The sequence below is a fragment of the Gordonia sp. NPDC057258 genome (assembly GCF_042668985.1).
In the GTDB taxonomy this organism is placed as follows: domain Bacteria; phylum Actinomycetota; class Actinomycetes; order Mycobacteriales; family Mycobacteriaceae; genus Gordonia; species Gordonia hongkongensis.
Genome location: NZ_JBHUXZ010000037.1, coordinates 18,436 through 38,884 on the forward strand (window position 1 = coordinate 18,436; position 20,449 = coordinate 38,884).

The 20,449-nt window shown below is 66.5% G+C and carries 20 protein-coding genes; 11 read left to right on the forward strand and 9 right to left on the reverse strand.

The window, feature by feature from the left end; all coding sequences use genetic code 11:
- The first annotated feature begins 148 nt into the window (after nucleotides 1-148).
- From ACFUEJ_RS20225 to ACFUEJ_RS20245, 5 genes are all read left to right on the forward strand, one after another.
- Nucleotides 149-1,336, forward strand: a complete 1,188-nt coding sequence (locus tag ACFUEJ_RS20225) for a cytochrome P450 (RefSeq protein WP_226513362.1) — start codon at nucleotides 149-151, stop codon at nucleotides 1,334-1,336.
- Nucleotides 1,333-1,764 (forward strand): nuclear transport factor 2 family protein, encoded by a 432-nt coding sequence (locus ACFUEJ_RS20230; protein ID WP_277244530.1) that lies wholly within the window; start codon nucleotides 1,333-1,335, stop codon nucleotides 1,762-1,764. Before ACFUEJ_RS20225 ends, ACFUEJ_RS20230 begins: the two co-directional genes overlap by 4 nt.
- A gap of 174 nt (nucleotides 1,765-1,938) precedes the next feature.
- Nucleotides 1,939-2,376, forward strand: coding sequence for a nuclear transport factor 2 family protein (locus ACFUEJ_RS20235; RefSeq protein ID WP_226513360.1), 438 nt, complete (start codon nucleotides 1,939-1,941; stop codon nucleotides 2,374-2,376).
- 206 nt (nucleotides 2,377-2,582) lie between these two features.
- Nucleotides 2,583-3,917, forward strand: coding sequence for an NAD(P)H-binding protein (locus ACFUEJ_RS20240; protein WP_388031451.1), 1,335 nt, complete (start codon nucleotides 2,583-2,585; stop codon nucleotides 3,915-3,917).
- Nucleotides 3,918-4,052: 135 nt separating this feature from the next.
- On the forward strand, nucleotides 4,053-5,066 hold the full coding sequence (locus tag ACFUEJ_RS20245; RefSeq protein WP_259936629.1) for a YihY/virulence factor BrkB family protein: 1,014 nt from the start codon (nucleotides 4,053-4,055) through the stop codon (nucleotides 5,064-5,066).
- 39 nt (nucleotides 5,067-5,105) lie between these two features.
- On the opposite strand, the gene ACFUEJ_RS20250 is transcribed toward ACFUEJ_RS20245, so the two are convergent.
- The 3 genes from ACFUEJ_RS20250 to ACFUEJ_RS20260 all read right to left on the reverse strand — a co-directional run bounded on the left by ACFUEJ_RS20250 (nucleotide 5,106) and on the right by ACFUEJ_RS20260 (nucleotide 6,375).
- On the reverse strand, nucleotides 5,106-5,426 hold the full coding sequence (locus ACFUEJ_RS20250; RefSeq protein ID WP_388031453.1) for a DMT family transporter: 321 nt from the start codon (nucleotides 5,424-5,426) through the stop codon (nucleotides 5,106-5,108).
- A 2-nt stretch (nucleotides 5,427-5,428) separates the two neighbouring features.
- Nucleotides 5,429-5,785, reverse strand: a complete 357-nt coding sequence (locus tag ACFUEJ_RS20255; RefSeq protein WP_259936631.1) for a multidrug efflux SMR transporter — start codon at nucleotides 5,783-5,785, stop codon at nucleotides 5,429-5,431.
- 125 nt (nucleotides 5,786-5,910) lie between these two features.
- Entirely contained in the window at nucleotides 5,911-6,375 is a 465-nt protein-coding gene (locus ACFUEJ_RS20260; RefSeq protein WP_165630026.1) for a DoxX family protein, read from the reverse strand.
- Between the two features lie 114 nt (nucleotides 6,376-6,489).
- Here ACFUEJ_RS20260 and ACFUEJ_RS20265 point away from each other — a divergent pair, with 114 nt between their 5' ends.
- Complete coding sequence (locus ACFUEJ_RS20265) at nucleotides 6,490-6,960, forward strand: MarR family winged helix-turn-helix transcriptional regulator (protein ID WP_065629991.1); 471 nt, start codon at nucleotides 6,490-6,492, stop codon at nucleotides 6,958-6,960.
- 18 nt (nucleotides 6,961-6,978) lie between these two features.
- Here ACFUEJ_RS20265 and ACFUEJ_RS20270 read toward each other — a convergent pair whose 3' ends face one another.
- The gene (locus ACFUEJ_RS20270; protein ID WP_388031457.1) at nucleotides 6,979-7,830 is read right to left on the reverse strand and encodes a helix-turn-helix transcriptional regulator; all 852 of its coding nucleotides are present in this window, start codon (nucleotides 7,828-7,830) and stop codon (nucleotides 6,979-6,981) included.
- 101 nt (nucleotides 7,831-7,931) lie between these two features.
- Here ACFUEJ_RS20270 and ACFUEJ_RS20275 point away from each other — a divergent pair, with 101 nt between their 5' ends.
- Nucleotides 7,932-8,675 (forward strand): SDR family oxidoreductase, encoded by a 744-nt coding sequence (locus ACFUEJ_RS20275; RefSeq protein ID WP_388031459.1) that lies wholly within the window; start codon nucleotides 7,932-7,934, stop codon nucleotides 8,673-8,675.
- A gap of 47 nt (nucleotides 8,676-8,722) precedes the next feature.
- Here ACFUEJ_RS20275 and ACFUEJ_RS20280 read toward each other — a convergent pair whose 3' ends face one another.
- The 3 genes from ACFUEJ_RS20280 to ACFUEJ_RS20290 form a co-directional block, all read right to left on the reverse strand.
- A complete protein-coding gene (locus ACFUEJ_RS20280) occupies nucleotides 8,723-9,736 on the reverse strand; it encodes an NAD(P)H-dependent flavin oxidoreductase (protein ID WP_388031461.1) in 1,014 nt (337 codons plus the stop codon).
- Complete coding sequence (locus tag ACFUEJ_RS20285) at nucleotides 9,737-11,203, reverse strand: sugar porter family MFS transporter (protein ID WP_388031463.1); 1,467 nt, start codon at nucleotides 11,201-11,203, stop codon at nucleotides 9,737-9,739. It abuts the gene before it with no gap.
- 222 nt (nucleotides 11,204-11,425) lie between these two features.
- Entirely contained in the window at nucleotides 11,426-13,825 is a 2,400-nt protein-coding gene (locus tag ACFUEJ_RS20290; protein ID WP_388031477.1) for an EAL domain-containing protein, read from the reverse strand.
- A 292-nt stretch (nucleotides 13,826-14,117) separates the two neighbouring features.
- Between ACFUEJ_RS20290 and ACFUEJ_RS20295 the strand changes: the two genes are divergently transcribed.
- From ACFUEJ_RS20295 to ACFUEJ_RS20305, 3 genes are all read left to right on the forward strand, one after another.
- Nucleotides 14,118-15,320: a beta-ketoacyl synthase N-terminal-like domain-containing protein gene (locus ACFUEJ_RS20295; RefSeq protein ID WP_388031465.1), complete on the forward strand. Its 1,203-nt coding sequence runs from the start codon at nucleotides 14,118-14,120 to the stop codon at nucleotides 15,318-15,320.
- A 147-nt stretch (nucleotides 15,321-15,467) separates the two neighbouring features.
- Complete coding sequence (locus tag ACFUEJ_RS20300) at nucleotides 15,468-16,355, forward strand: hypothetical protein (protein ID WP_175401092.1); 888 nt, start codon at nucleotides 15,468-15,470, stop codon at nucleotides 16,353-16,355.
- A 54-nt stretch (nucleotides 16,356-16,409) separates the two neighbouring features.
- Nucleotides 16,410-17,270: an LLM class F420-dependent oxidoreductase gene (locus ACFUEJ_RS20305; protein ID WP_165630031.1), complete on the forward strand. Its 861-nt coding sequence runs from the start codon at nucleotides 16,410-16,412 to the stop codon at nucleotides 17,268-17,270.
- Nucleotides 17,271-17,535: 265 nt separating this feature from the next.
- Here ACFUEJ_RS20305 and ACFUEJ_RS20310 read toward each other — a convergent pair whose 3' ends face one another.
- Together ACFUEJ_RS20310 and ACFUEJ_RS20315 are read right to left on the reverse strand one after the other, a co-directional pair.
- On the reverse strand, nucleotides 17,536-19,125 hold the full coding sequence (locus ACFUEJ_RS20310; RefSeq protein ID WP_165630032.1) for an ABC transporter permease: 1,590 nt from the start codon (nucleotides 19,123-19,125) through the stop codon (nucleotides 17,536-17,538).
- A gap of 4 nt (nucleotides 19,126-19,129) precedes the next feature.
- Nucleotides 19,130-20,095 carry an ABC transporter ATP-binding protein gene (locus ACFUEJ_RS20315; RefSeq protein ID WP_137810622.1) on the reverse strand — a complete coding sequence of 322 codons (966 nt, stop codon included), beginning with the start codon at nucleotides 20,093-20,095 and terminating at the stop codon, nucleotides 19,130-19,132.
- 97 nt (nucleotides 20,096-20,192) lie between these two features.
- Between ACFUEJ_RS20315 and ACFUEJ_RS20320 the strand changes: the two genes are divergently transcribed.
- Nucleotides 20,193-20,396: a DUF2945 domain-containing protein gene (locus ACFUEJ_RS20320; RefSeq protein WP_004018570.1), complete on the forward strand. Its 204-nt coding sequence runs from the start codon at nucleotides 20,193-20,195 to the stop codon at nucleotides 20,394-20,396.
- The last annotated feature ends 53 nt before the right edge of the window (nucleotides 20,397-20,449 follow it).

The following is a 20,449-nucleotide window of genomic DNA, read 5'->3' on the forward strand; positions in this document are numbered from 1 at the left end:
TCCTGAGACATTTGGCGGATATGTCGCAACCGATCGATGCAGTTGCCGACAGTGCGATGAGAAGTACACGCGCCGATCTCGACGCGCTGCCGTATCGATCTTCTGAGAAGCGTTGCGCTGCCGGTTTCGCGGCGTGCACCCTTGTGCCGTGCTTGATCTCGATGATCCGTATCCCACACTCGCCAGACTGACCCGGGCAGAACCGGTCAGCCGCATCGCGGACTCATCCTTCTATTTGGTGACGAGCTGGGACGCGATCGCAGAGGCGGTGGCGCGGACCGACGACTTCTCCTCGAATCTCACCGCGACCATGGTGTGGAAAGACGACGGAACCGTCGAGCGACACCCGATCGCCGAGCTCGGATCCCCGCTCCACGTGCTGGCCACGGCCGACGACCCCGACCACAAACGCCACCGCGCGATGGTCATGCCCTCGCTGGTGGCCAAACGGGTTCGCGATCTGGAACCGTTCATCGACCGCACCGTCCAGCAACTGTGGGACGACGGTGTGGTCGACGGGCAGATCGACTGGGTGAGCCGGGTCGCCCAGCGTCTGCCGATGGCCGTCGTCGCGGAGTTGCTCGGGTTTCCCGTCGTCGACATCGACGACCTCGTTCGGTGGTCGTTCGCAGCGACCATCCTGCTCGACGGGGTGGTCACGACCGCCCAACTCGAGACAGCGAGCGAGGCTGTCGGTGAACTGAGCGAGTACCTGTCGAGCTCGTTCGACAGCTCGCTGAGTCAACCGCGAGAGAACGTGATGGGCGACCTGGCACGACTGGTCGAGGTCGGCACTCTGGACCGCGACACCGCCGTCATGATCAGTCTCCAACTGGTGGCGGCCGGCGCGGAATCGACAGTGAGCCTGCTGGGTAGCGCGGTCTACCTACTCGGCCGCAACCCGCACATCGTCGACAGGCTACGCGGGGACCGTGAGCTCATCCCGCGGTTCATCGAAGAGGCCCTGCGCTTGGAATCGCCATTTCGCGGCCACTATCGGCACGTCGTCGCGGACACCGAGCTTCATGACGTCGACCTGCCCGCGGGGTCACACCTCTACCTGATGTGGGGAGCGGCCAACCGCGACCCGGACACCTTTGATGATCCCGACGAGGTCGACCTGGACAGCTCCGCGCGGCGTACACACATGGCTTTCGGAAAGGGCCTTCACCTGTGCGTGGGAGCGGCGCTGGCACGGCTCGAAGGCCGGGTGGCCATCGAGTGTCTTCTCGACAGAACGCCACGCGGCTTCACCGTCGACACTGCAAATCCCGCGTGGGAGCACAGTCTTCTCGTGCGACGTCTGCGGAGCTTGCCGATGCGGATCGTCGCGTGACGTTCTCGGCAGAAGCGGCGATCACACATCTGCTCCAGCGCTATGCACGACTACTCGATGCCGGCGAGCTGACGGCCGTCGCTGAACTGTTCGACCGTGCGGACATACTCGTTTCGGGCACGCAGATAGGCACCGGAAGCGACTTCGTCGAGCAACTGTTACGAGACACGGTGATCATCCACGCGGACGGTACGCCCGGCACGCGTCACATCGTGACGCCCCGGTCGTTCGACTTCGAAGGCGACGGTCGCGTGACCGTGCACTCTGACTACACGGTTCTACAACCTGTCCTCCGGCCGGGAGAAGTGGTCATGGTCGGCCGTCATCACGACACGCTTGTTCTCGATGCCGGAGGATGGCACTTCGACAGCCGCGATTACGGTGACATCACCTACGTGGGTGACACTTCGGCGCATTTGCGATCGTGACGCCATACCGGCGCAGTGATCCAGGCTCACGGCGAAGAGCCGGCGAGTCGCTACGGCCCCCGCGAAAGTCCGACGTGCGTCCGGGTCGGTGTCTATAGTCGGCGAGGCGGTGCTCGGCCGTGCGAAACACCGCGTCGCGGCGTGGTGGACCGCAGATCGACGGACTGGAGAACGATGGACCTGCAGGAGATCAGCGACCGGTTCGGCATCGCGGACACGTTGTACCGGTACTCACGTGCGGTCGACACCAAGAACTGGGAACTCTGGCGCTCGGTGTTCACCCCGGAGGCGGTGGTCGACTACTCGTCGACGCCCTACGGTCAGGCGGGCACCCGGGACGAGATCGCCGCGTGGCTGGAGGAGAGTTTCGCGTTCGTGTCGGTGAGTCAGCACTTCATCACCAACATCGAGTACACATTCGACGAAGACCGGGCCGACGTGCGCGCCATGTTCTACAACCCGATGCGTTTCGTCGGCATGCCCGAACTCAGCACCTGCGGCGGCAACTACCACCATTCGATGGTCCGGACCGCGGATGGCTGGAAGAGCGAGGGCCTCCTGGAGGAGTGCCTGTGGTTCGAGAATTCGCCGGCGGACGCGAACGACAGCTGACGGGCAGACCTGAACTCGACCGCCAGGCTTCGATCAAGGTCTGGCGGTCGAATTCAGGTCTGGTGGTCTGAGTTCGGTGTCGGCCGGACGTGCCGTTATCGAATCGTGGCCACGGAGAACGATCCGGCACCGACCGCGCCGAGACGACGGCGCCGAGCGGCTTCGCTCCATAGCCTGGGAGGCACACCCGAGAGCGGAGGAGTCAGGTGGACGAGTCGCGAACCTGTCTGGTCACCGGAGCGACCGGTTACGTCGGCGGCCGATTGGCGCCCCGGTTATTGGCACGCGGGCACCGTGTGCGCGCACTGGCGCGGACACCGGAGAAGCTCGCCGACGCACCGTGGTTGTCTGATCCGACGGCCGAGGTGGTCCGGGGTGATCTGTCGGATCGCGATTCGCTGGTCAAGGCCTTCGCGGGTGTGGACGTCGTCTACCACCTGGTCCACTCGATGAGCACTGACGCGGACTTCGCGGCCGAAGAGCGGCGTGCCGCGGAGAATGTGGTGGCCGCGGCTCAGCAGAACGGCGTGTCGCGCATCGTCTACCTCGGCGGGCTCCATCCGTCGGGCACCGACCTGTCGGAACATCTGGCCTCACGCGCCGAAGTCGGCGACATCCTCATCGACTCACCCATCGAAACCATCGCGTTGCAGGCCGGGACGCTGATCGGCTCGGGGTCGGCGTCGTTCGAACTCATCCGGCACCTCACCGAGCGACTGCCCGCGATGACCACGCCGCGGTGGGTGCACAACAAGATCCAACCGATCGCGGTCGACGACGCCCTGCACTACCTCGTGGAAGCCGCCACCGCCGCCGTCCCATCGTCGAGGACCTGGGACATCGGCGGTCCCGATGTCCTCGAATACGGCGACATGATGCAGGTGTATGCCGAGGTCGCGGGTCTTCGACCTCGAATCATGGTGGTACTGCCGTATCTCACGCCGGCGCTGGCGAGCCGCTGGGTCCGGTTTGTCACGCCGATCCGCGGCAAGATCGCTCGACCGCTGATCGAGTCCCTCGAATGCGACGCCGTCTGTCGCGACCGAGCCGTCGACGCGATCATCGATCGTCCGGAAGGGGGATTGACCTCCTACTCGGAGGCGGTTGCCCACACGCTCGAACGCTCGGCGCGCGGCGATGGCCGTGCCTCGTGGGCCAACGCGTCCGTAGACGTGTCGCCGGCCGAACCCCTTCCCACCGATCCACAGTGGGCCGGTGAGGAGATGTTCGAATCGGAGACCCGGGTCAGTGAGCGCGCGAGTGGTGCGACGGTCTGGGAGCGGCTCGAGCTGGATGCGCGGCACCGCGGTGAGATCGTGCTCGCACATCGACCGGACCGACTTCGTATTCGTCTGCGCGACAACCGGTTCGGCAGATCGTATCGCGAGTATCACCTCCAGGATGCGGACGACGCGGACGGGTCCGTGACGGTCACCACCACCGACCGCTACTTCCCGCGTGGGCTGGCTGGGCTGGCCTATTGGCGTCTGGGAACACCCTTCCGCACCCTCGGCATCCCGGGATTCGATCCGTTCCGGTGAACCGCCGATCCGATGACGTGTCCCGAATCGTCTCGTGCTCGGGTTAAAGTCGGCACCACCGTGGTAACTCCCGGTGAACGACTCGTTCGACAGAACGGGGAACAGGCACGGGCCGGCGAGGAGAAGGATGATCGGGTGTCGTTGACCGAGCGGGTCGACCGTTTTCAGCGGCGTCATCCGGCGACCGGCCTCCCGCTTGCCGTCATCTACAAGTTCGTCGACGATCAGGGCGCCTACCTGGCCGCGCTCTGTGCCTATTACGCGTTCATCTCGTTGTTTCCGCTGTTACTGCTGTTCGCGACCGTGCTGGGGATCGTCCTGGCCGACAACCCCGACCTCCAAGACCGCATCCTGGACTCGGCGATGAGTCAGATCCCGGTGATCGGTGGGCAGTTGGGCGAACCCGAGAAGCTCAGCGGCGGGGCCACCGCCATCATCATCGGGGTCGTGGTGTCGCTGTACGGAGGCCTCGGAGTGGCCGTCGCCGCCCAGAACGCGATGAACACGATCTGGGCGGTGCCGCGCAACGAGCGTCCCGACCCGATCTTCGCCCGTCTGCGTGGCCTGCTGTTGTTGTCGACGATCGGCGTCGCGGTCATCGGTCTGACCGTCGTCAACGGTGTCTCGGCTGCGTTCGAACTCGGCATCGTCGGCCGTTGGTTGGCGATCCTCGGATCGGTGGCGTTGAGCACGCTGGTGTTCACCGTGGCTTTTCGGATCGGCACGGCCCGCGACGTGTCGATCCGGGACGTACTGCCGGGCGCCTTCGGGGCGGCGGTCTGCTGGCAGATCATCCAGACCTTCGGCGCGGTCTATGTGCAGCACGTCATCGGTAACGCCAGCTCCACCAACGGCGTCTTCGCGATCGTGCTGGGCCTGCTCGCCTTCCTCTACGTGTCGTCGATCGTGATCGTCATCTGTCTCGAGACCAACGCGGTCCGCGTCGACCGGCTCTATCCACGTTCGCTGCTCACCCCGTTCACCGACAACGTCAGTCTGACGAAGGGCGACGAGGCGGCGTACTCGGCGCAGGTTCTCGCGCAGCGCAACAAGGGTTTTCAGGAGATCGACGTCTCCTTCGACAACCCGCGTGACGTCGAGTCCGGCGCTGAGGTGGACCCGCGCTCCCCCGAATCCGAACGCGGCTGATCGTCGGCGGTCGCGGCGCGACGTCAGCGACGCCGGAACTCAGTGCAGCGCGCCCAATTCGACGAGCGGCACACCGACGATGATCACCCCGATGCCGGCCACCGTGCGTCGGTTGAGGCGTTCGCGGAACAGGAAGTGTGCGGCGACGGCCGTGGCTGCGACCCCGGCCGCCGCCCAGATGCCGTACGCCACACCGAGGGGCACGCCGTGCCGCAGCCCGAGGGTCAACGCGACGAACGCCGTCAGATACCCGAGGACGACGACTCCGTAGAAGGTCGGTCGACCGGTCGCCGCGGCACGCAGCGCGAGGGTCCCGGTGACCTCGGCGACGATGGCGGCGACGATGAAGACATATCCCACGGTCAGACCCCCGAAGCGGCGGAGTCGGTGCCCGCGTCGACGGGTGGCCGGTGGCCGGTCTCGACGAGGAAAACCCCGATCATGATGCACACGATGCCGATTCCCATCAGGAATCCGAAGGGCTCGTCGAAGATCCAGGTCGCCAGTACCGCGGTGAGTGCGACGCCCGACGCCGACCAGATGCCGTAGGCCACGCCGATGCCCATGCCGCGCTTCAGGACTGCGGCCAGGAGTATGAACGCGAACGTGTAACCGACGGCGACCACCGCGTACAGCATCGGTTCGGTCTGTGAACCCTTGAGTGACAACGTCGCCGCGACCTCCGAGGCGATCGCCGCGATCAGCATCAGCCAGGTCATAGCTCTCATTCCACTCGACGCCCTACTGGGACTGTAGGCGAGGACCGCGGACGGCGAACGCCCCGGTCCGCAGGGTGGTGCGGACCGGGGCGCATGAACCGGGTTCCGGGAGCGGAGCGAATGGGTCAGCGCGAGGTGCCGACCAGATCGCGCGACCGGGTGTCGTCGGCGGCGAGCCAGCGCACCTTCGACCCCAGCGCGGCGTCCACGCTGAAACGTCCGGCGCCGATCACGGCCAGGAGCAGTGCGCCGGCACCGAGGGCGAGCACGAACTCGTAACCACCGTCGGAGACCCAGATGCCGTTGTCGACGTGTGCGATGAACAGCGCGCCGATCATGTCCAGCGTGAACAGGGCGGCGACGATCGGGGTCAGCAGCCCGACGATCAGGGCGATGCCACCGAGGATTTCGAGCCACGTGACGACGAACGCCGAGAAGGACGCGGCCGGAACACCCATCATGTCGAACCCGGTCTGCGGTCCCGTCCAGCCGTTCTGCTGGAACTTCTGCAGGCCGTGGGCCAGGAAGATGACGCCGAGAGCGACGCGTCCGATGAGGATGCCCGCACTGCGGACGATGGGGTTGGTCATGACTGAGCCGCCTCACTAGATGGTTGTGACTTGAAGTATCAAGTGAAGGCTAGGTGTTGACACTTGATGCGTCAACCTGATCACGGAAGTGTTCACTTCGTATACACTGCGCAGATGTCCACTGCCCCAGAGCCGAACTGGCTTGACGACGAGGAAATGGACGCCTGGATCCAGGTGGCAACCGCGCTCGCCCGTCTCCCCCACGCCCTCGACGCCCAGCTTCTCCGTGACGCCCAGATCACCCACTTCGAGTACGAGGTGATGGCAGCGCTGTCCGAGGCCCCTGACCGCACCCTGCGGATGAGCCAGCTCGCCGAACTGTCCTACGGTTCGCTGTCCCGGCTCTCGCATGTGGTCGGCAGACTCGAGAAGAGGGGATGGGTTCGGCGCCATCCGTGCCCCGAGAACGGTCGATTCACGAATGCCGTTCTCACCGAGTCGGGTTGGGAGAAAGTGGTGGCCACCGCTCCCGGGTATGTGACCAACGTGCGTGAGCTCGTCATCGACCGCCTCACGCGTGCGCAGCTTCGCCAGGTGTCCGCGATCGGGAGGCGGATCAACGCTCGTGAAACCGGGTCGACGTAATCCCCCGGCGCCAGACGGTCAACGTGGATCGAGTCCTAGCTCTTGTGTGCCGAGCACGTTGAGCAATTCGATCTTTCCCGCTGCGTCCGTTCGCGGCGCTGCCGTCAGCACGAGCAACACCTGGGTTTCGTCCTCGGTGAAGAGCGCCTGACAGTCGACCTCGATCGCGCCGACCTCGGGATGGATCAGGATCTTGTGGTCCTCGAAGCGTCGGCTCACGATGTGGGTGTCCCAGAGTGTGGCGAACTCGCTGCTGCGGCGTCGAAGTTCCGTGACCATTGCTCCGGCACGGGAATCGGCGCCCATGACGCCGTATGCGGCACGGAGCGAGGAGACCTGCGCATGGCTCTGCCGCTCGTGATCATCAGCCGGGTAGCGGCCACGTTCCTCGGCGGGATACACGAACCACCGGTAGATGGCACTGCGGTCCATTCCGACGAGATGGTCGGTGTCACCGAACAGCGCTCGCGCGCAATGATTCTGGACCAAGGCCTCCCCCAGTGCCGAGAGGATGAGGGCGGGGGTGTCGGTGAGCCGGTCGAGTACTCGCAGGAGTCCGGGCGCAATGTGGTCCGAGGCCGCCATCCGGTCGGGCGCGCTGTGTCCGGCTACCCGGAACAGGTAGTCCCGCTCGTCGGCCGTGAGGCGGAGTGCGCGAGCGAGCGCCGCCAGCATCTGGGTGCTCGGTTGTGTGCCGCGTCGCTGTTCGAGTCGGGTGTAGTAATCGGTCGACATCGTGGCGAGCTGCGCCACCTCTTCGCGTCGAAGACCCGTCGTGCGTCGCCGGGCGCCCCCCGGCAGACCGACATCCGATGGTTGCAGACTGTTGCGTCGGCTCACGAGGAACCCGGCCAGCGCATCACGATCCATGAGGCCAGTATCACGGCGTCGGTACCGCGTTGCCAGGGATCGGCGATCCCCCGATGGTTGCGCTCTGGATGACTCGCCCGCCGGACCCGAGACTCGATGACATGAACCTCACCGGAAACACCATCTTCATCCCCGGAGCGACCAGCGGGATCGGCTTGGCACTTGCGACCCGTCTGCACGACAAGGGCAACACCGTCATCGTCGGCGGGCGGCGCACCGAACTCCTCGACCGTATCCGTTCGGAACACCCCGGGTTGCACACCGTCGCGATCGATGTCGCCGACCCGGCCAGTGTCGAGTCCGCCGCACGGAAGGTCATCGCCGAACACCCGAACCTCGACGTGCTCGTCGCGATGGCCGGCATCATGCGGGTGGAGGATTGGTCGTCCCCGGCAGGCTTCCTCGATGCCGCGGAGGCAATGGTCACCACCAATCTCCTCGGTCCGATCCGGCTGATCGGCGCGTTCATCGACCACCTGCGGTCGCGACCGTCCGCCACGATCATGACCGTGTCCTCGGGCCTGGCATTCGCCCCGCTCCGGGTGACGCCTACCTACAACGCCACGAAAGCGGCGATCCACATGCTGAGTGAATCGTTGCGCCTGCAGTTCGCCGATACCGGGGTCGACGTCGTCGAACTCGTTCCACCGGCGGTGCGCACCGACCTGCTGCCGGGACAACGGGACAGCGACTTCGCCATGCCCCTCGACGAATTCGTGGATGAGGTCGTCCATCTCATCGGCACGCAATCCGCCGCCACAGAACTGCTCGTCGAGCGGGTGAAGTTCCTGCGGTGGGGTGAGGCGCGCGGCGACTACGCCGACGTCGTGGCGACGCTGAACTAGCAGGACCCGCACTGAGGTGGGAGGAGCGCGACCCCTTCTCTCCTCGATCACCCGAGCCGGGCGATGGTCTCGACGGCCAACTCCTCGACGGCGTCGCGGTATCCGCTCCCGGCCCAGAGGTTGATCCCGTCGGGGTCGTTGCTGGCGGCGCGTCGGATGCCGCCGGTCAACGTGTTGACGGCCGGGTACTCGGCCACCGCGGCGTCGGAGAACCTGTCGGTGAACAGGTTTCGCAGGGCGCGTGCCGGTCGGCCGCTGAACGCCCAGGTGACCACGGTATCGGTTCGGTCCGGATCGGCGAGAGCCGCCGCGTGCGCGGGTTTGGTGCCGGCCTCGGCGGTCCGCAACAGAACCGTACCCACCTGCACCGCAACAGCTCCCACCGATCGGACCTCGTCGGCCCGGGCCGACGTGGAGATCCCACCCGCCGCCACGATCGGCAGCGGCACCCGGTCGGCGACCGCGCGGATCAAGTCGTCGAGCGGCTCTGTCGGAGGAGTGCTCCGGCGGTCGAAGACCGACCGATGGCCACCGGCGTCGGGACCCTGCACGCACAGCCAGTCGGCCCCGGCTCGACCGGCGATCTCGGCGTCCGTCGCCGTGGTGACCGTGACCCCGACACTGCACCCGTACCGGTGCAATTCGGCGACGACCTCGGGTGCGGGACACCCGAACGCGAAGGACACGAGCGGGATTCGCTCGTGGCACACCAGCCGGATCTTGTCGTCGAAGTGGTCATCGTCCTCGCCCAGGTCCTCGACCTCGGGAAGCGTCACGCCCAGACTTCGCGCATACGGGACGAGTTCGGCGCGGTAGCGGGCGAGGTCGTCGCGGTTCACCGGCTCCGCCTCGGGAACGAAGATGTTGACACCGAAGACCTCGGTGCCGGCCGTCCGCACGGCCGCGATGTCGGCGCGCACCTTGTCGGGGGTCAGGTACCCCGCGGCGAGCTGGCCGACACCGCCGGCCGATGCCGCGGCCACCACCAGTTCCGGGGTGCTCGGACCACCGGCCATGGGGGCGGCGACGACGCGGCTGGAGAGCTCACGCAGATCGAACATTCAGGCTTTGTCCTTCGCCGCACGGACCGCAGTGAACTGCGACAGTCGCGCCTCTGCCACCGAATCCATCTGCTCGAGCTCCATCCCCTTGGTCTCCTCGACCTTCCGGAGGACGTAGAAGAACGAGGCCGCGGCGCAGAAGGCGAAGAAGCCGTAGATGATTCCGAGTCCGACGGCTTCGGTCATCGGCGGGAACAGCATCGAGATGGTGAAGTTCGCGACCCAGTTCACGGCCGTGCAGACGCCCAGGGCGACACCGCGGATGCGGTTGGGGAACATCTCCCCCAGCATCACCCACATCACCGGGCCCCACGTCGCGGCGAAGGCGACCACGAACAGGTTGGCGCCGATCAGTGCGACCACACCCCACGGGTCGGGCAGCGTGATGTTCTCGCCCTCGCCGATCTGCTGGGTGAACGCGATACACGCCATGAGCAGGCCGATGAACATGCCCACCGAACCGCCGAGCAGCAGTTTCCGCCGCCCGATGCGGTCGACGAACAGGATCGCCACGAAGGTCATGACGACGTTGATGACGGCGGTGATCACCGATGTCTTGAACGAGTCGGCCTCGGAGAAGCCGACGGACTGCCACAGCGTCGTCGAGTAGTAGAAGATCGCGTTGATACCGACGAACTGCTGGAAGACTGCCAGCCAGATGCCGACCCAGACGAGCGGGTGCAGCCCGAATGACGGTCCGGCGATGTCCCTGATCGACGACTTCGCCTCGCGCTTGACCGTCAGCTTGATCTCTTTGACCCGCTCGAGGGGGTTCTCCTCGCCCGTCACCTCCTGCAGGATCCGGGCCGCCTCGGCATCACGGTTGCGGCCCACCAGGTATCGCGGCGACTCCGGGATCAGCAGCGCCAGCACACCGTAGACGACGGCGGGCACGACACCGACGAGGAACATCCACCGCCACGCCTCGAGGCCCCACCAGAAGTCGTTCGACGCGCTGCCGGCGCTGTCGGCGAGCAGGGCGTCGGAGAGGAGTGCCGCGAAGATGCCCATCGTGATCGCCAACTGCTGCAGAGACCCCAGGGCGCCGCGGAAGCGGGCCGGAGCGATCTCGGCGATGTATGCGGGAGCGATCACCGATGCGATACCGATGCCGATACCGCCGAGCACACGCCACAAGAGCAGGTCCGGGATGGTCTGTGTGAAACCGGTGCCGATCGAGTTGATGATGAAAAGCGCGGAGCCGAGCAGCATCACGCGCTTGCGGCCCCACACGTCGGCCAATCGGCCCGCGAACCATGCGCCGAGCGCACAGCCGAGCAACGCGATCGCGACGGCGAAGCCGGTCATCAGCTTGCCGAGGCCGAAGTCCGCTTCGATCGAGTCGACGGCGCCGTTGACGACCGAGCTGTCGAAACCGAACAGGAAGCCACCGACCGCCGCGGCGACCGTGACACCGATGACCTTCGCCGTGTGTTGCTCGGCGACTTGTCGCTCCGCGTCGGTCATGACGCCGTCCAGAGCGTTGCAGGAGTCCACCGCAGAATGTGTGTCATGTCCGTGACCTCGCTGTCCGGTTGCATGGACGCCGGGTGATCGACGTGGCGATCAATCTACTCGCGTGCATCGCCGAGTCTGACGGTAACGGACACAGTCGCATGCATAGCGCAGATACGCCCCACGGTATGGCGTGGGACGCCTCGGTGACAGTGTTGGTCTGGCGCGGACAGGTCAGCCGGTCTCCCAGACACCGGGATTCGCCCGGATCCGGACTCCGGACCCGATCACGTCGGCCAGCGGGGCGGGACGCCCGAAGTGATAGCCCTGCGCGAGGTCGCAACCGACCTCGGCGACCGTGGCGGCCTGCGACTCCGTCTCCACTCCCTCGGCGACCACCCGCATCCCGGCCGCGTGCGCCATGGTGACGATGCCGGCGAGGATCGATGTGGCGCTCGGGTGCTCGTCGAGAGCGTCGACGAAGGACTTCGCGGTCTTCAGGACACTGACCGGCAGGCGGTAGAACTCGCTCAACGACGACGCACCGGTCCCGAAATCGTCGAGCGACACGTGTGTTCCGAGTTCGCGCACGTTGCGCAACAGGGTGAGCAGGTCTCCGTCGAGCGGGTCCAGTGCACTCTCGGTGATCTCCAGGCAGAACGCGGCGGGGTCCATGCCCGAACGGGTGATCGTGTCCCGGAGCCGGTCGGGGAACTGGCCATTGGTGAGCTCCCGTCGGGAGACGTTGACGCACAACATCACCCGACGGAGTTCGGCGACAGCGGCCACCTCGGCGGCCGCTGTCTCCAGCACATAGTTGCCCACCCGGTCGATGAGATTGGATCCTTCTGCGAGCGGGATGAACTCGGTGGGCGAGATCGACCCCAGTTCCGGGTGACGCCAGCGTAGAAGGCTTTCCAGGCCCACCAGGGCGCCGTCGACGGTCGACACGATCGGCTGGTAGTGGATCTCGAGTTGATCGGTGTCGGTGTCGAGAACGCGCCGCAGTTCCTCTTCGATGCGCTGCCGGCGCTGCAGTTCCTCCCGATGCTGCGTCTGGAAGCGGACGTAGCGCGCACGAGAAGCCTTGCGTGCTTGATACAGCGCGATGTCGGCATCGCGCAGCAGGTCGGTGGCGGTGTAGTCGTCACCGGCCTTGACCGTCGCCACGCCGATGCTCGCCTCCACCTTGAGCGGTTCGGTGCGGGTGCTCACCGCGATCGGCTCGTACACCGTCCCCCGGATCTTGTCGATCTGCTGCTCGATCTCGTCGGCCGAACAGGCGATCCCCAGGGTGGCGACGAGAACGAATTCGTCCCCACCAATCCGGCCGACCGAGGCCTCGTCGGGCGTTGCCGCCGCCAATCGCTGTGCGACGGTGTGCAGCACCTCGTCACCCACGGCATGGCCGAGCGAATCGTTGACCAGCTTGAAATTGTCGAGATCGATGTAGAAGATCGCGACGCAGCAGGCGTTGTTTCCGTCGTCGAGTCCGGCCATGTGCGACTCGAGTTCGCGGATGATCCCCGAGCGGTTGTACAGACCGGTCAGCGGATCGTGTACGGCTTCCCACGCCAGCTGGGTGCGTTCGCGGTAACGGTCGGTGATGTCGGCGAACGACACCAGGACGACCACCTCGGCGCCGTCGTCGTCGATCGGCCGGCAACTGCACGAGAGCCAACGCTCGCCGGCGGGCGTGGTGATCGTCGCGGTCGCGTCGGTGACCGCCTCACGGGTGCGCAGGCAACGTGCGATCGGTGATTCGTCGCCGTCGAAGTCCAGCGGCAGTTCGTGGACCCGGGCACCCGGGACCGCCTCGGAACCGAGCATTGTCCCCGCGGCCGGGTTGGCGAGTTCGATGTCGCCGTCCTCGCGAACGACGATGACCGCCTGGTGCAGCGCGGCGAGGATCGTCCCCAGCCGCTCGATGAGGGGACGACGGGTGGGTTCGGCGACGATGAGGAAACCGTCATCCATCGTCGTCACCGAGGTGTGGGCGAGAAACGATCGCCCGGTGTCGGAACGGCGGTGCAACTGATCGACGGTGCCGCCCAACGACACCGCCGCGTGCGGGTCCACGTGCGCTCCGACGACGTCGTCGATATTTTGTCCGATCGCCTCGGACGCCCGCAGGCCGTACATCTGCTCAGCGGCCGGGTTCCAGGAACTGACCGTCATGTGGTCATCGACGGCGATCACCGCGTTGCTGACGTGATCGAGGAGCGCCGCCTGTCGTCGCAGGGCCGATTCGATCGCTTTCTGAGCTGCGATGTCCCGCAAGATCACCTGATACGCAGGCTTGTCCTGCCAGACGGTGCGCACCGACGTCACCTCCATGGGGCGGGTGACCCCGTGCGCGTCGACCATCACCACTTCTTCGGGCACGGTCGACGCGCCGGCCTCCTCCCCCATGCCGATGATCCGATCGAGCATCTGTGGCAGTTCGTCGGGATGGACGAAGTCGGCGATGGACCGTCCGAGCATGGCGTCGCGTTCGTCGACGCGAGCGAACGCCAGCGCTGCCGAGTTCACGTAGACGATCAGGCCGTCTTGATGGACCGCGATGGCGTCCGGGCTCAACTCGAGGAGTAGGCGATACCGCTCGGCGACGGCGGCGTCACTGGGACGGGCCATGGGTTCGGCATCCGGCGCGACGAGTCCGGGCCGGTCATCGCCGTCAGCCCTCGGTCGTCCCACCGCGCCGCCCCCTCCGATCGTCATCCCCCCGACGCCCATCCTCCCCCACGCGGCTTCGAAATATGGGCGCTGCGTGATGCAAGTGTGCGCCAACTGGGTATTCGAGCGTCGAATACCTGCGTGAACTGGTCAAATGTCGGGTTTGCGCGGGATCCTGAGGGCGGGTCGCCCACGAGGGCTGCCGCGATGGATCTCACTACATCGCATATCGCACAGAAAGTTCACGATCATGACGATTCAGCGCTCGACCATTTCAGGCCTGGGAGCCGTGAGCGGCTACGGATGGGGCCGCGATGCACTGTGGAACGGTCTCACGTCCGGGAAGTCGGCAGCCGCGTTGCACCACGGTTTCGGCTTCGTCGGCGGGCAGCCTTCCGAGACGCGCGAGGGCGTCGGCGAATCCGGTCGGGATGAGCCCGGGTGGATCGTGCGGGTACCCGACGGCGGCGACCCGTCCGACGGACGCACGCGCTTCTCACGCGCGATGCGTGCTGCCGCACGAGAGGCCATCGAGGACGCCATGGCTCGGGGCTGGAAGCCGGGTGCGCGGGTGGGACTCGTACACGCCTGCGTGCTCGGCGATCTCGACATGTATCCGATGGTGACCTCGGGCGTCGGTCGGTACACCGGACGGCAGTACCTCTCGGTGACCCCGTCGACGCCGGTCTCCCTGCTCATGCAGGAGTACGGATTTCACGGACCCGCGATCAACGTGTCGGCGATGTGCACCTCGGGCTCGGCAGCGATCGTCACCGCGAAGTCGTGGCTGGACTCCGATCTCGTCGACGACGTCGTCGTGGTGGCCACCGATTTGTCGGCCAAGCCCGAGGTGGTCGCGATGTTCGTGCAACTCGGCGTGGCGATCACCGACACCGATGCGCTCAGCGCCTGCCGCCCGTTCCAGGAGGGCAGCCGCGGATTCACCTTCGGTGAGGCCGCCATCGCGTTTACGATGACGAACCGGTCCGGTGACGGATACGCCGACGTGCTGGGCGGCGCGATGTCCCATGACGCTTTCCACGTCACATCCATCGACCCGGAGCTGACCAACGTGCGGTCGTGCGTGGAGCAGGCGCTGTCGATGTCCGGTGTCGGCGGCGCGAGCATCCGCTACCTCAACGCGCACGGCCCGGGGACCCGCCAGTGCGATCACGCCGAGGCCACCATCGCCGAGACCATGCTGCCCAACGCCGAGGTGTTCTCGGTGAAGCCGCTGGCCGGGCACTGTCAAGGCGCTGCCGGGGCCGTCGAACTCGCTGCTTCGCTGCTCGGATACGAGCGGGGTGAGGTACCGGCGACCCCGCGCACCGCCGACGCGATCATCCCGCAATTACTCGACGGGCGTACCGATCTCGACCATGGGATGACCTTGAAGACCTCCCTCGGCATGGGGGGACACAACGCGGCGGTTGTTCTCGCGCCCCGTGGGTGAGGGCCGCGACCCACCTGCCCTGCCGCGATGCGGCCCGGCCCATCCGGGCCGCATTTCACCGGCGGGACGTACCGCGTCAAACGGGCGAAACAGTCCCGATAGTCGGACTTCGCTGCGGATTGTCGCCTCGCACCCCACAATTCAGCCATGAGCAATGACCCGAATCCTCCGGTGGCCGACTCGACGAGGACCGACCCGCCGCCGACGTCGGGCGCTCGTCGGGCACTGACCCTGTTCCTCAACTCGCCGTTCGCGGGTATGTCCCCGTGGATCCTGATGGCGCTGCTCGCCGGACCCGGTAGGTTCGAGGAAGCTGCGGCGACGGCATTCGTGCTGTCGCTGTTGCTGGTGATCGGCGGCCACAAACGGGGTTCGAGCGTCAAACTGCTCGAGGTCTTCGACGTCACGTACTTCGGTTCGATGGCGCTCATCGCGTTGTTCGCCTCCGACGGCGTCATCAACTGGCTGGAGCGGTGGGGCGGGGAGATGACGAACATCGCCCTCGTCGCGTTCGCGTTCGGCTCGATCGTGATCCGTCAGCCCTTCACGCTGCAGTACGCGCGGGAGAGCACCGAGAAGGAGTTCTGGGACAGCCCGCTGTTCATCCACATCAACTACGTCATCACCTGGGCGTGGGTCGTCGGCTTCGGCGTCGCCGCGATCTCGGGCGCATTCGGCGATCTGGTGCTCGACGACCCGAACAACTTCTGGACCGGATGGATAATTCAGATCGGCGGCACGATCTTCGCGATCGCCTTCACCGAGTTCTATCCCGACTACGCGACCTACCGGGCTGCGGTTCGTGAGGGTTGGGCCACCGACGAGAAGCCCGAGAGCATCATGCATCTGTTCGGTTGGGTGCCGATCTACGTTCTCGCGATCGGCATCTCCGGACTGGTCACCGACTCCCTCGGGACAGTTGCCGGCGTCGTCCTCATCGTCGCGGGCGTCGTCGCGATCAACGTGTTCAAGCGGATGACGGCCGCCATGGACGCACGACTGGAGGCGACGGCGGGACGACCGACACAGAGCTGACTCGGGTCGGACGCTTCGGCGCGGCCCGATCGCTCGATCGGTAGTGTCGACGGCATGAAACTCGACGGCGTAGGAATCTGGAGTTCACCGCTACGGTACGGAGACACCGGGGAGGCCGCCGAAGCGGCTGCCGAGCTCGACGACCTGGGATTCACGGCCCTCTGGATCCCCGATGTGGGGGGTCCGGTGCTCGACTCGGTCGAGAACCTGCTCGGCGCGACGCGGAAGGCCGTCGTCGCCACCGGCATCCTCAACATGTGGATGCACGAGCCGCACGATGTCGCGGCCGCGCATGCGCGCCTCACCGAGCAGTTCGGTCCTCGCTTCCTCCTGGGCCTCGGGATCAGCCACGCGCCGTTGATCGACGCGAAGGAAGCCGGTCGCTACCAGAAGCCGCTCGCGACCACGAAGGCGTTCCTCGACGGCCTGGACGACGCACCGCAGCCGGTCCCGGCCGATGCACGAGTACTGGCCGCCCTCGGGCCGAAGATGTTGCAACTCTCGGCCGACCGGACCGCCGGTGCCCACCCCTACCTGGTGACCCCGGACCACACCAAGGTCGCCAGGGAGGCCCTCGGCGACGGTCCGCTGCTCGCACCGGAACAGACGGCGATCTTCGCCGCCGACCGCGACGAGGCGCGCGCCGTTGGCACCAAGTGGCTGAAGGGCTACCTCGCGATGCCGAACTACGCGAACAATCTTCGACGCCTCGGGTTCTCCGAGGACGACCTGAGCTCGGTGAGCGACCGCCTGTTCGACGCTCTGATCGTCTGGGGCGACGACGCGGCGATCCTCAAGCGAATCGACGAGCATCGGTCGGCGGGTGCCGATCACGTGTGCGTCCAGGTTCTCCAAGCCGACCACCGGGGCTTCCCGCGCGAGCAGTGGCGTCGCCTCGCGGCAGCGCTGGGGTGATGCGTACGGTCCTTGAGGTGCGGCCACCCTCTGCTCCCTCATCCGAAGGAACGACATGACCATTGCTCCCTGAGGTGCGAGGAGCGCCAGCGACGAGCCACGAAGGGCCTGGTGAGACAGGTTGCGGAGCCCTTCGTGGCTCGCTTCGCTCGCACCTCAGGGACCAGTTATTGGGCTCGCCCCTCAAGGAGCAGGGGTGGGACTGCGCAAGCTCGCACTTCAGGGAGCGGGGGTCGGGCTCGCTCCCAAGTAACGGGCGACGTCGTCACGGGATGTCCCGCCGGCGGAAGCCGGCGAACCCCACCGCGACGAGCAGCACCACGACGACCCCCACCCAGACCAGTCCCCACCAATCCGGCTGGGCGGCAGACACATTCGGTACGTGATGAAACGGGCTGAAGCCCAGCGCCCAGTCGGGGAGTTTGAAGCTCGGGCCCAGGATCGTCAGCACGAAGGACACCAGGACGCCCAGCCAGATCGCGGGTCGCACGCGGGGTCGGGCGCCGATGACGGCGACGGCGATGCCGACGACCGCCCACACGGCGGGGATCGTGGCGATGGACTGGAGGAACACGTCGCCGAAGCCGAGGCCGAGATCGGCCGTCGAGGCGAAGACGCCGACGACCAGCCCGGCGATGGTGACGAGCGCGGCGGGGACGACGAGGGCGACCCCGGTGACGGCGCCGAAATACCGCGGACGGCTGACGCCGGTCGCGAGCACCGCTTCCGCGCGGTCGTCGAGCTCCTCGGTCCGGATGCGATTGACGATCTGGACCCCGGCCACGGATGCGATGATCCCGACCAGACCGAGAATCGTTGTGACAAAGGCCGATACCAGGTCCGCGGGCGACGCCGCGCCGGAGGCGAAGATCTGGGCCATGGCGGGATTCGCGGTCAGCAGGCCGCGCACCGACCGGGTGAAGTAGCCGAAGATGACACCGAGCCCGACGAACGCGATCGACCACGCGACGATCGGCGCCCGGTTGAGGCGGATCGCCAGCGCCAGTGGCGAGCCGATGCGGCCCCGTGCCGGGCCCGGCCGGGCCGGTATGAGTCCCTGACCGAAATCCCGTGCACGCTGCAATGCGAAAGCCGCTGCACCGACGACGACCGCGAACGCGACGCCGATCAGCAACGGCCACCAGTGATCGCCGGTCGCGGGTCTGGTCTCCTGAATCCATCCCAGCGGATTGACCCATGTGGTCCACGTCGGTGCGTCCACCGAGAACAGAAACCCGCGCAGCACGAACAGGACGCCGAGCAGAGACACGGCAATCGTGGTGGCGGCCCTGGCGTCGGAACCCACCTGGGCGCTGACCGCGGCGATGGCGCCGAACATCCAACCGGTGACCGTGAACCCGGCGCCCAGCAGGAACGACGACCCCCAGGCCCCACCGCACAGCGACGTCGCCAGACCCGCCAGGATGCCGATGGCGATCGAGCACACGCCGGCCATGATCAACGCGGTCGACAGTCGGGCGGCACGTCCGAGCACCCCCGCGGCGAGAAGTTCGGCCTGGCCGGAATCCTCCTGTCCACGTGCGGCTTTGACCACGATGAAGATCGCACCGAGCGCGGCGATGAAACCGCCCAGCGCGAGGCTGCGCCACGCGACGAATCCGTCGACCGTGGCCAGGTCGTAAGCGGGTCCGAAGATCAGCCCGAGTGCGGGATTCGAGCCGATCGTCGTGGCGAACGCGGCGCGTTCCGCGGCGTCGGGAAACAGCAACGGGTAGGCGATGACCGACGACACGGCCAGTGCGGTGGGCAAGACGATCCACGGCGCGAAGCTGCGACCTTCATGGTGCAGGGAGGCTCGCAGTAGTGGAGCGGTGCCGATCGTCGACGCCGTCATGGCCTCACCGTCCTCCGGCGGACATGTCGTTCTTCTCATACAGCGACAGGAACAAGCTCTCCAAGGAAGGCGGTTCGACCGTCAGCGATCGCAGGCCGCAGCCGGTCAGCGCTGACATCACCGGACCGATCTGATCCGAGTCCACGGTCGCGCTCAGTCGGAGCCCGCCGGAGTCGTGGTCGTGCGAATCGATATCGTGCACCTCGGCGTTGTGCAGTTGCGCGAGAAGGTCCGGGCTCGGCGCCGAATCCAGTTCGGCGCGAACGGAAGTGCGGGTGTGCCCGCGCAGCTCGGCCAAGGAGCCGGTCGCCACGACGGCCCCGTCGCGGATGATGCTGAGCCGGTCCGCCAGGGTCTCCGCCTCGGCGAGGATGTGACTCGACAGCAGCACGGTGGTACCGCGAGCGGTGGCCTCCCCCACGACCTCCTGGAAGACGTTCTCCATCAACGGGTCCAGGCCCGACGTCGGCTCGTCGAGGATGAGCAGCTCTACGTCCGACGCCAGCGCCGCCACGATCGCGACCTTCTGCCGGTTTCCCTTGGAGTACTGCCGTCCACGTTTGGACGTGTCGAGCTCGAACCTGGAGACCAGGTCGGCCCGGCGCCCCTCGTCGAGTCCGCCGCGCATCGAGCCGAGCAGATCGATCATCTCCCCGCCGGTCATCGTCGGCCACAACGCGACGTCGCCGGGTACGTACGCCAGCCGGCGGTGCAGCTCGACGACGTCACGCCAGGGGTCGCCGCCGAGGAGTCGGACCTCTCCCCCGTCCGCGCGCAACAGACCCAGCAGGACCCGGATCGTCGTCGACTTGCCCGCGCCATTGGGCCCGAGGAAGCCGTGGACCTCCCCTCGCAAGACCTCGAGGTCGAGTCCGCGAAGCGCCTCGAACCTACCGAACGACTTACGCAGACCCCGGACGTCGATGGCGGGCTCGGTTCTCTGCGGGTTCTCGGAACGTTCGACGCTCATGCGTACCTCCGGCTCGACACGACGTGATGATCGTTCCACAGCGACTCTTGCAGCGGAGAAGGTTTGACCGTCGACGCCGTCGGGGCACACTGCCGCCATGGCGATCAAGAAGAACGACACCGTCCGCTGGAACACCTCTCAGGGCGAGACCGAGGGCACTGCGGAAGAGAAGCGCACCAAGGAATTCACCTTCGAGGGGCAGAAGTTCAAGGCCAGCGAGGACGAGCCGTACTGGATCGTCAAGTCGTCGAAGACGGGCTCGAAGGCCGCCCACAAGGAGTCGTCCCTGTCGAAGAAGTAATCGGCACACGCCGGTCCGAGGACTCCTATACCTAGAACTGCTATGCTCCTAGC

Coding starts and splice junctions, on each gene's coding strand:
- ACFUEJ_RS20235 (WP_226513360.1), top strand. CDS start 1,939: ATGGACCTGCAGGAGATCAGCGACCGGTTCGGCATCGCGGACACGTTG.
- ACFUEJ_RS20255 (WP_259936631.1), bottom strand. CDS start 5,785: ATGACCTGGCTGATGCTGATCGCGGCGATCGCCTCGGAGGTCGCGGCG.
- ACFUEJ_RS20260 (WP_165630026.1), bottom strand. CDS start 6,375: ATGACCAACCCCATCGTCCGCAGTGCGGGCATCCTCATCGGACGCGTC.
- ACFUEJ_RS20265 (WP_065629991.1), top strand. CDS start 6,490: ATGTCCACTGCCCCAGAGCCGAACTGGCTTGACGACGAGGAAATGGAC.
- ACFUEJ_RS20270 (WP_388031457.1), bottom strand. CDS start 7,830: ATGGATCGTGATGCGCTGGCCGGGTTCCTCGTGAGCCGACGCAACAGT.
- ACFUEJ_RS20275 (WP_388031459.1), top strand. CDS start 7,932: ATGAACCTCACCGGAAACACCATCTTCATCCCCGGAGCGACCAGCGGG.
- ACFUEJ_RS20280 (WP_388031461.1), bottom strand. CDS start 9,736: ATGTTCGATCTGCGTGAGCTCTCCAGCCGCGTCGTCGCCGCCCCCATG.
- ACFUEJ_RS20285 (WP_388031463.1), bottom strand. CDS start 11,203: ATGACCGACGCGGAGCGACAAGTCGCCGAGCAACACACGGCGAAGGTC.
- ACFUEJ_RS20290 (WP_388031477.1), bottom strand. CDS start 13,825: ATGGCCCGTCCCAGTGACGCCGCCGTCGCCGAGCGGTATCGCCTACTC.
- ACFUEJ_RS20295 (WP_388031465.1), top strand. CDS start 14,118: ATGACGATTCAGCGCTCGACCATTTCAGGCCTGGGAGCCGTGAGCGGC.
- ACFUEJ_RS20300 (WP_175401092.1), top strand. CDS start 15,468: ATGAGCAATGACCCGAATCCTCCGGTGGCCGACTCGACGAGGACCGAC.
- ACFUEJ_RS20305 (WP_165630031.1), top strand. CDS start 16,410: ATGAAACTCGACGGCGTAGGAATCTGGAGTTCACCGCTACGGTACGGA.
- ACFUEJ_RS20310 (WP_165630032.1), bottom strand. CDS start 19,125: ATGACGGCGTCGACGATCGGCACCGCTCCACTACTGCGAGCCTCCCTG.
- ACFUEJ_RS20315 (WP_137810622.1), bottom strand. CDS start 20,095: ATGAGCGTCGAACGTTCCGAGAACCCGCAGAGAACCGAGCCCGCCATC.
- ACFUEJ_RS20320 (WP_004018570.1), top strand. CDS start 20,193: ATGGCGATCAAGAAGAACGACACCGTCCGCTGGAACACCTCTCAGGGC.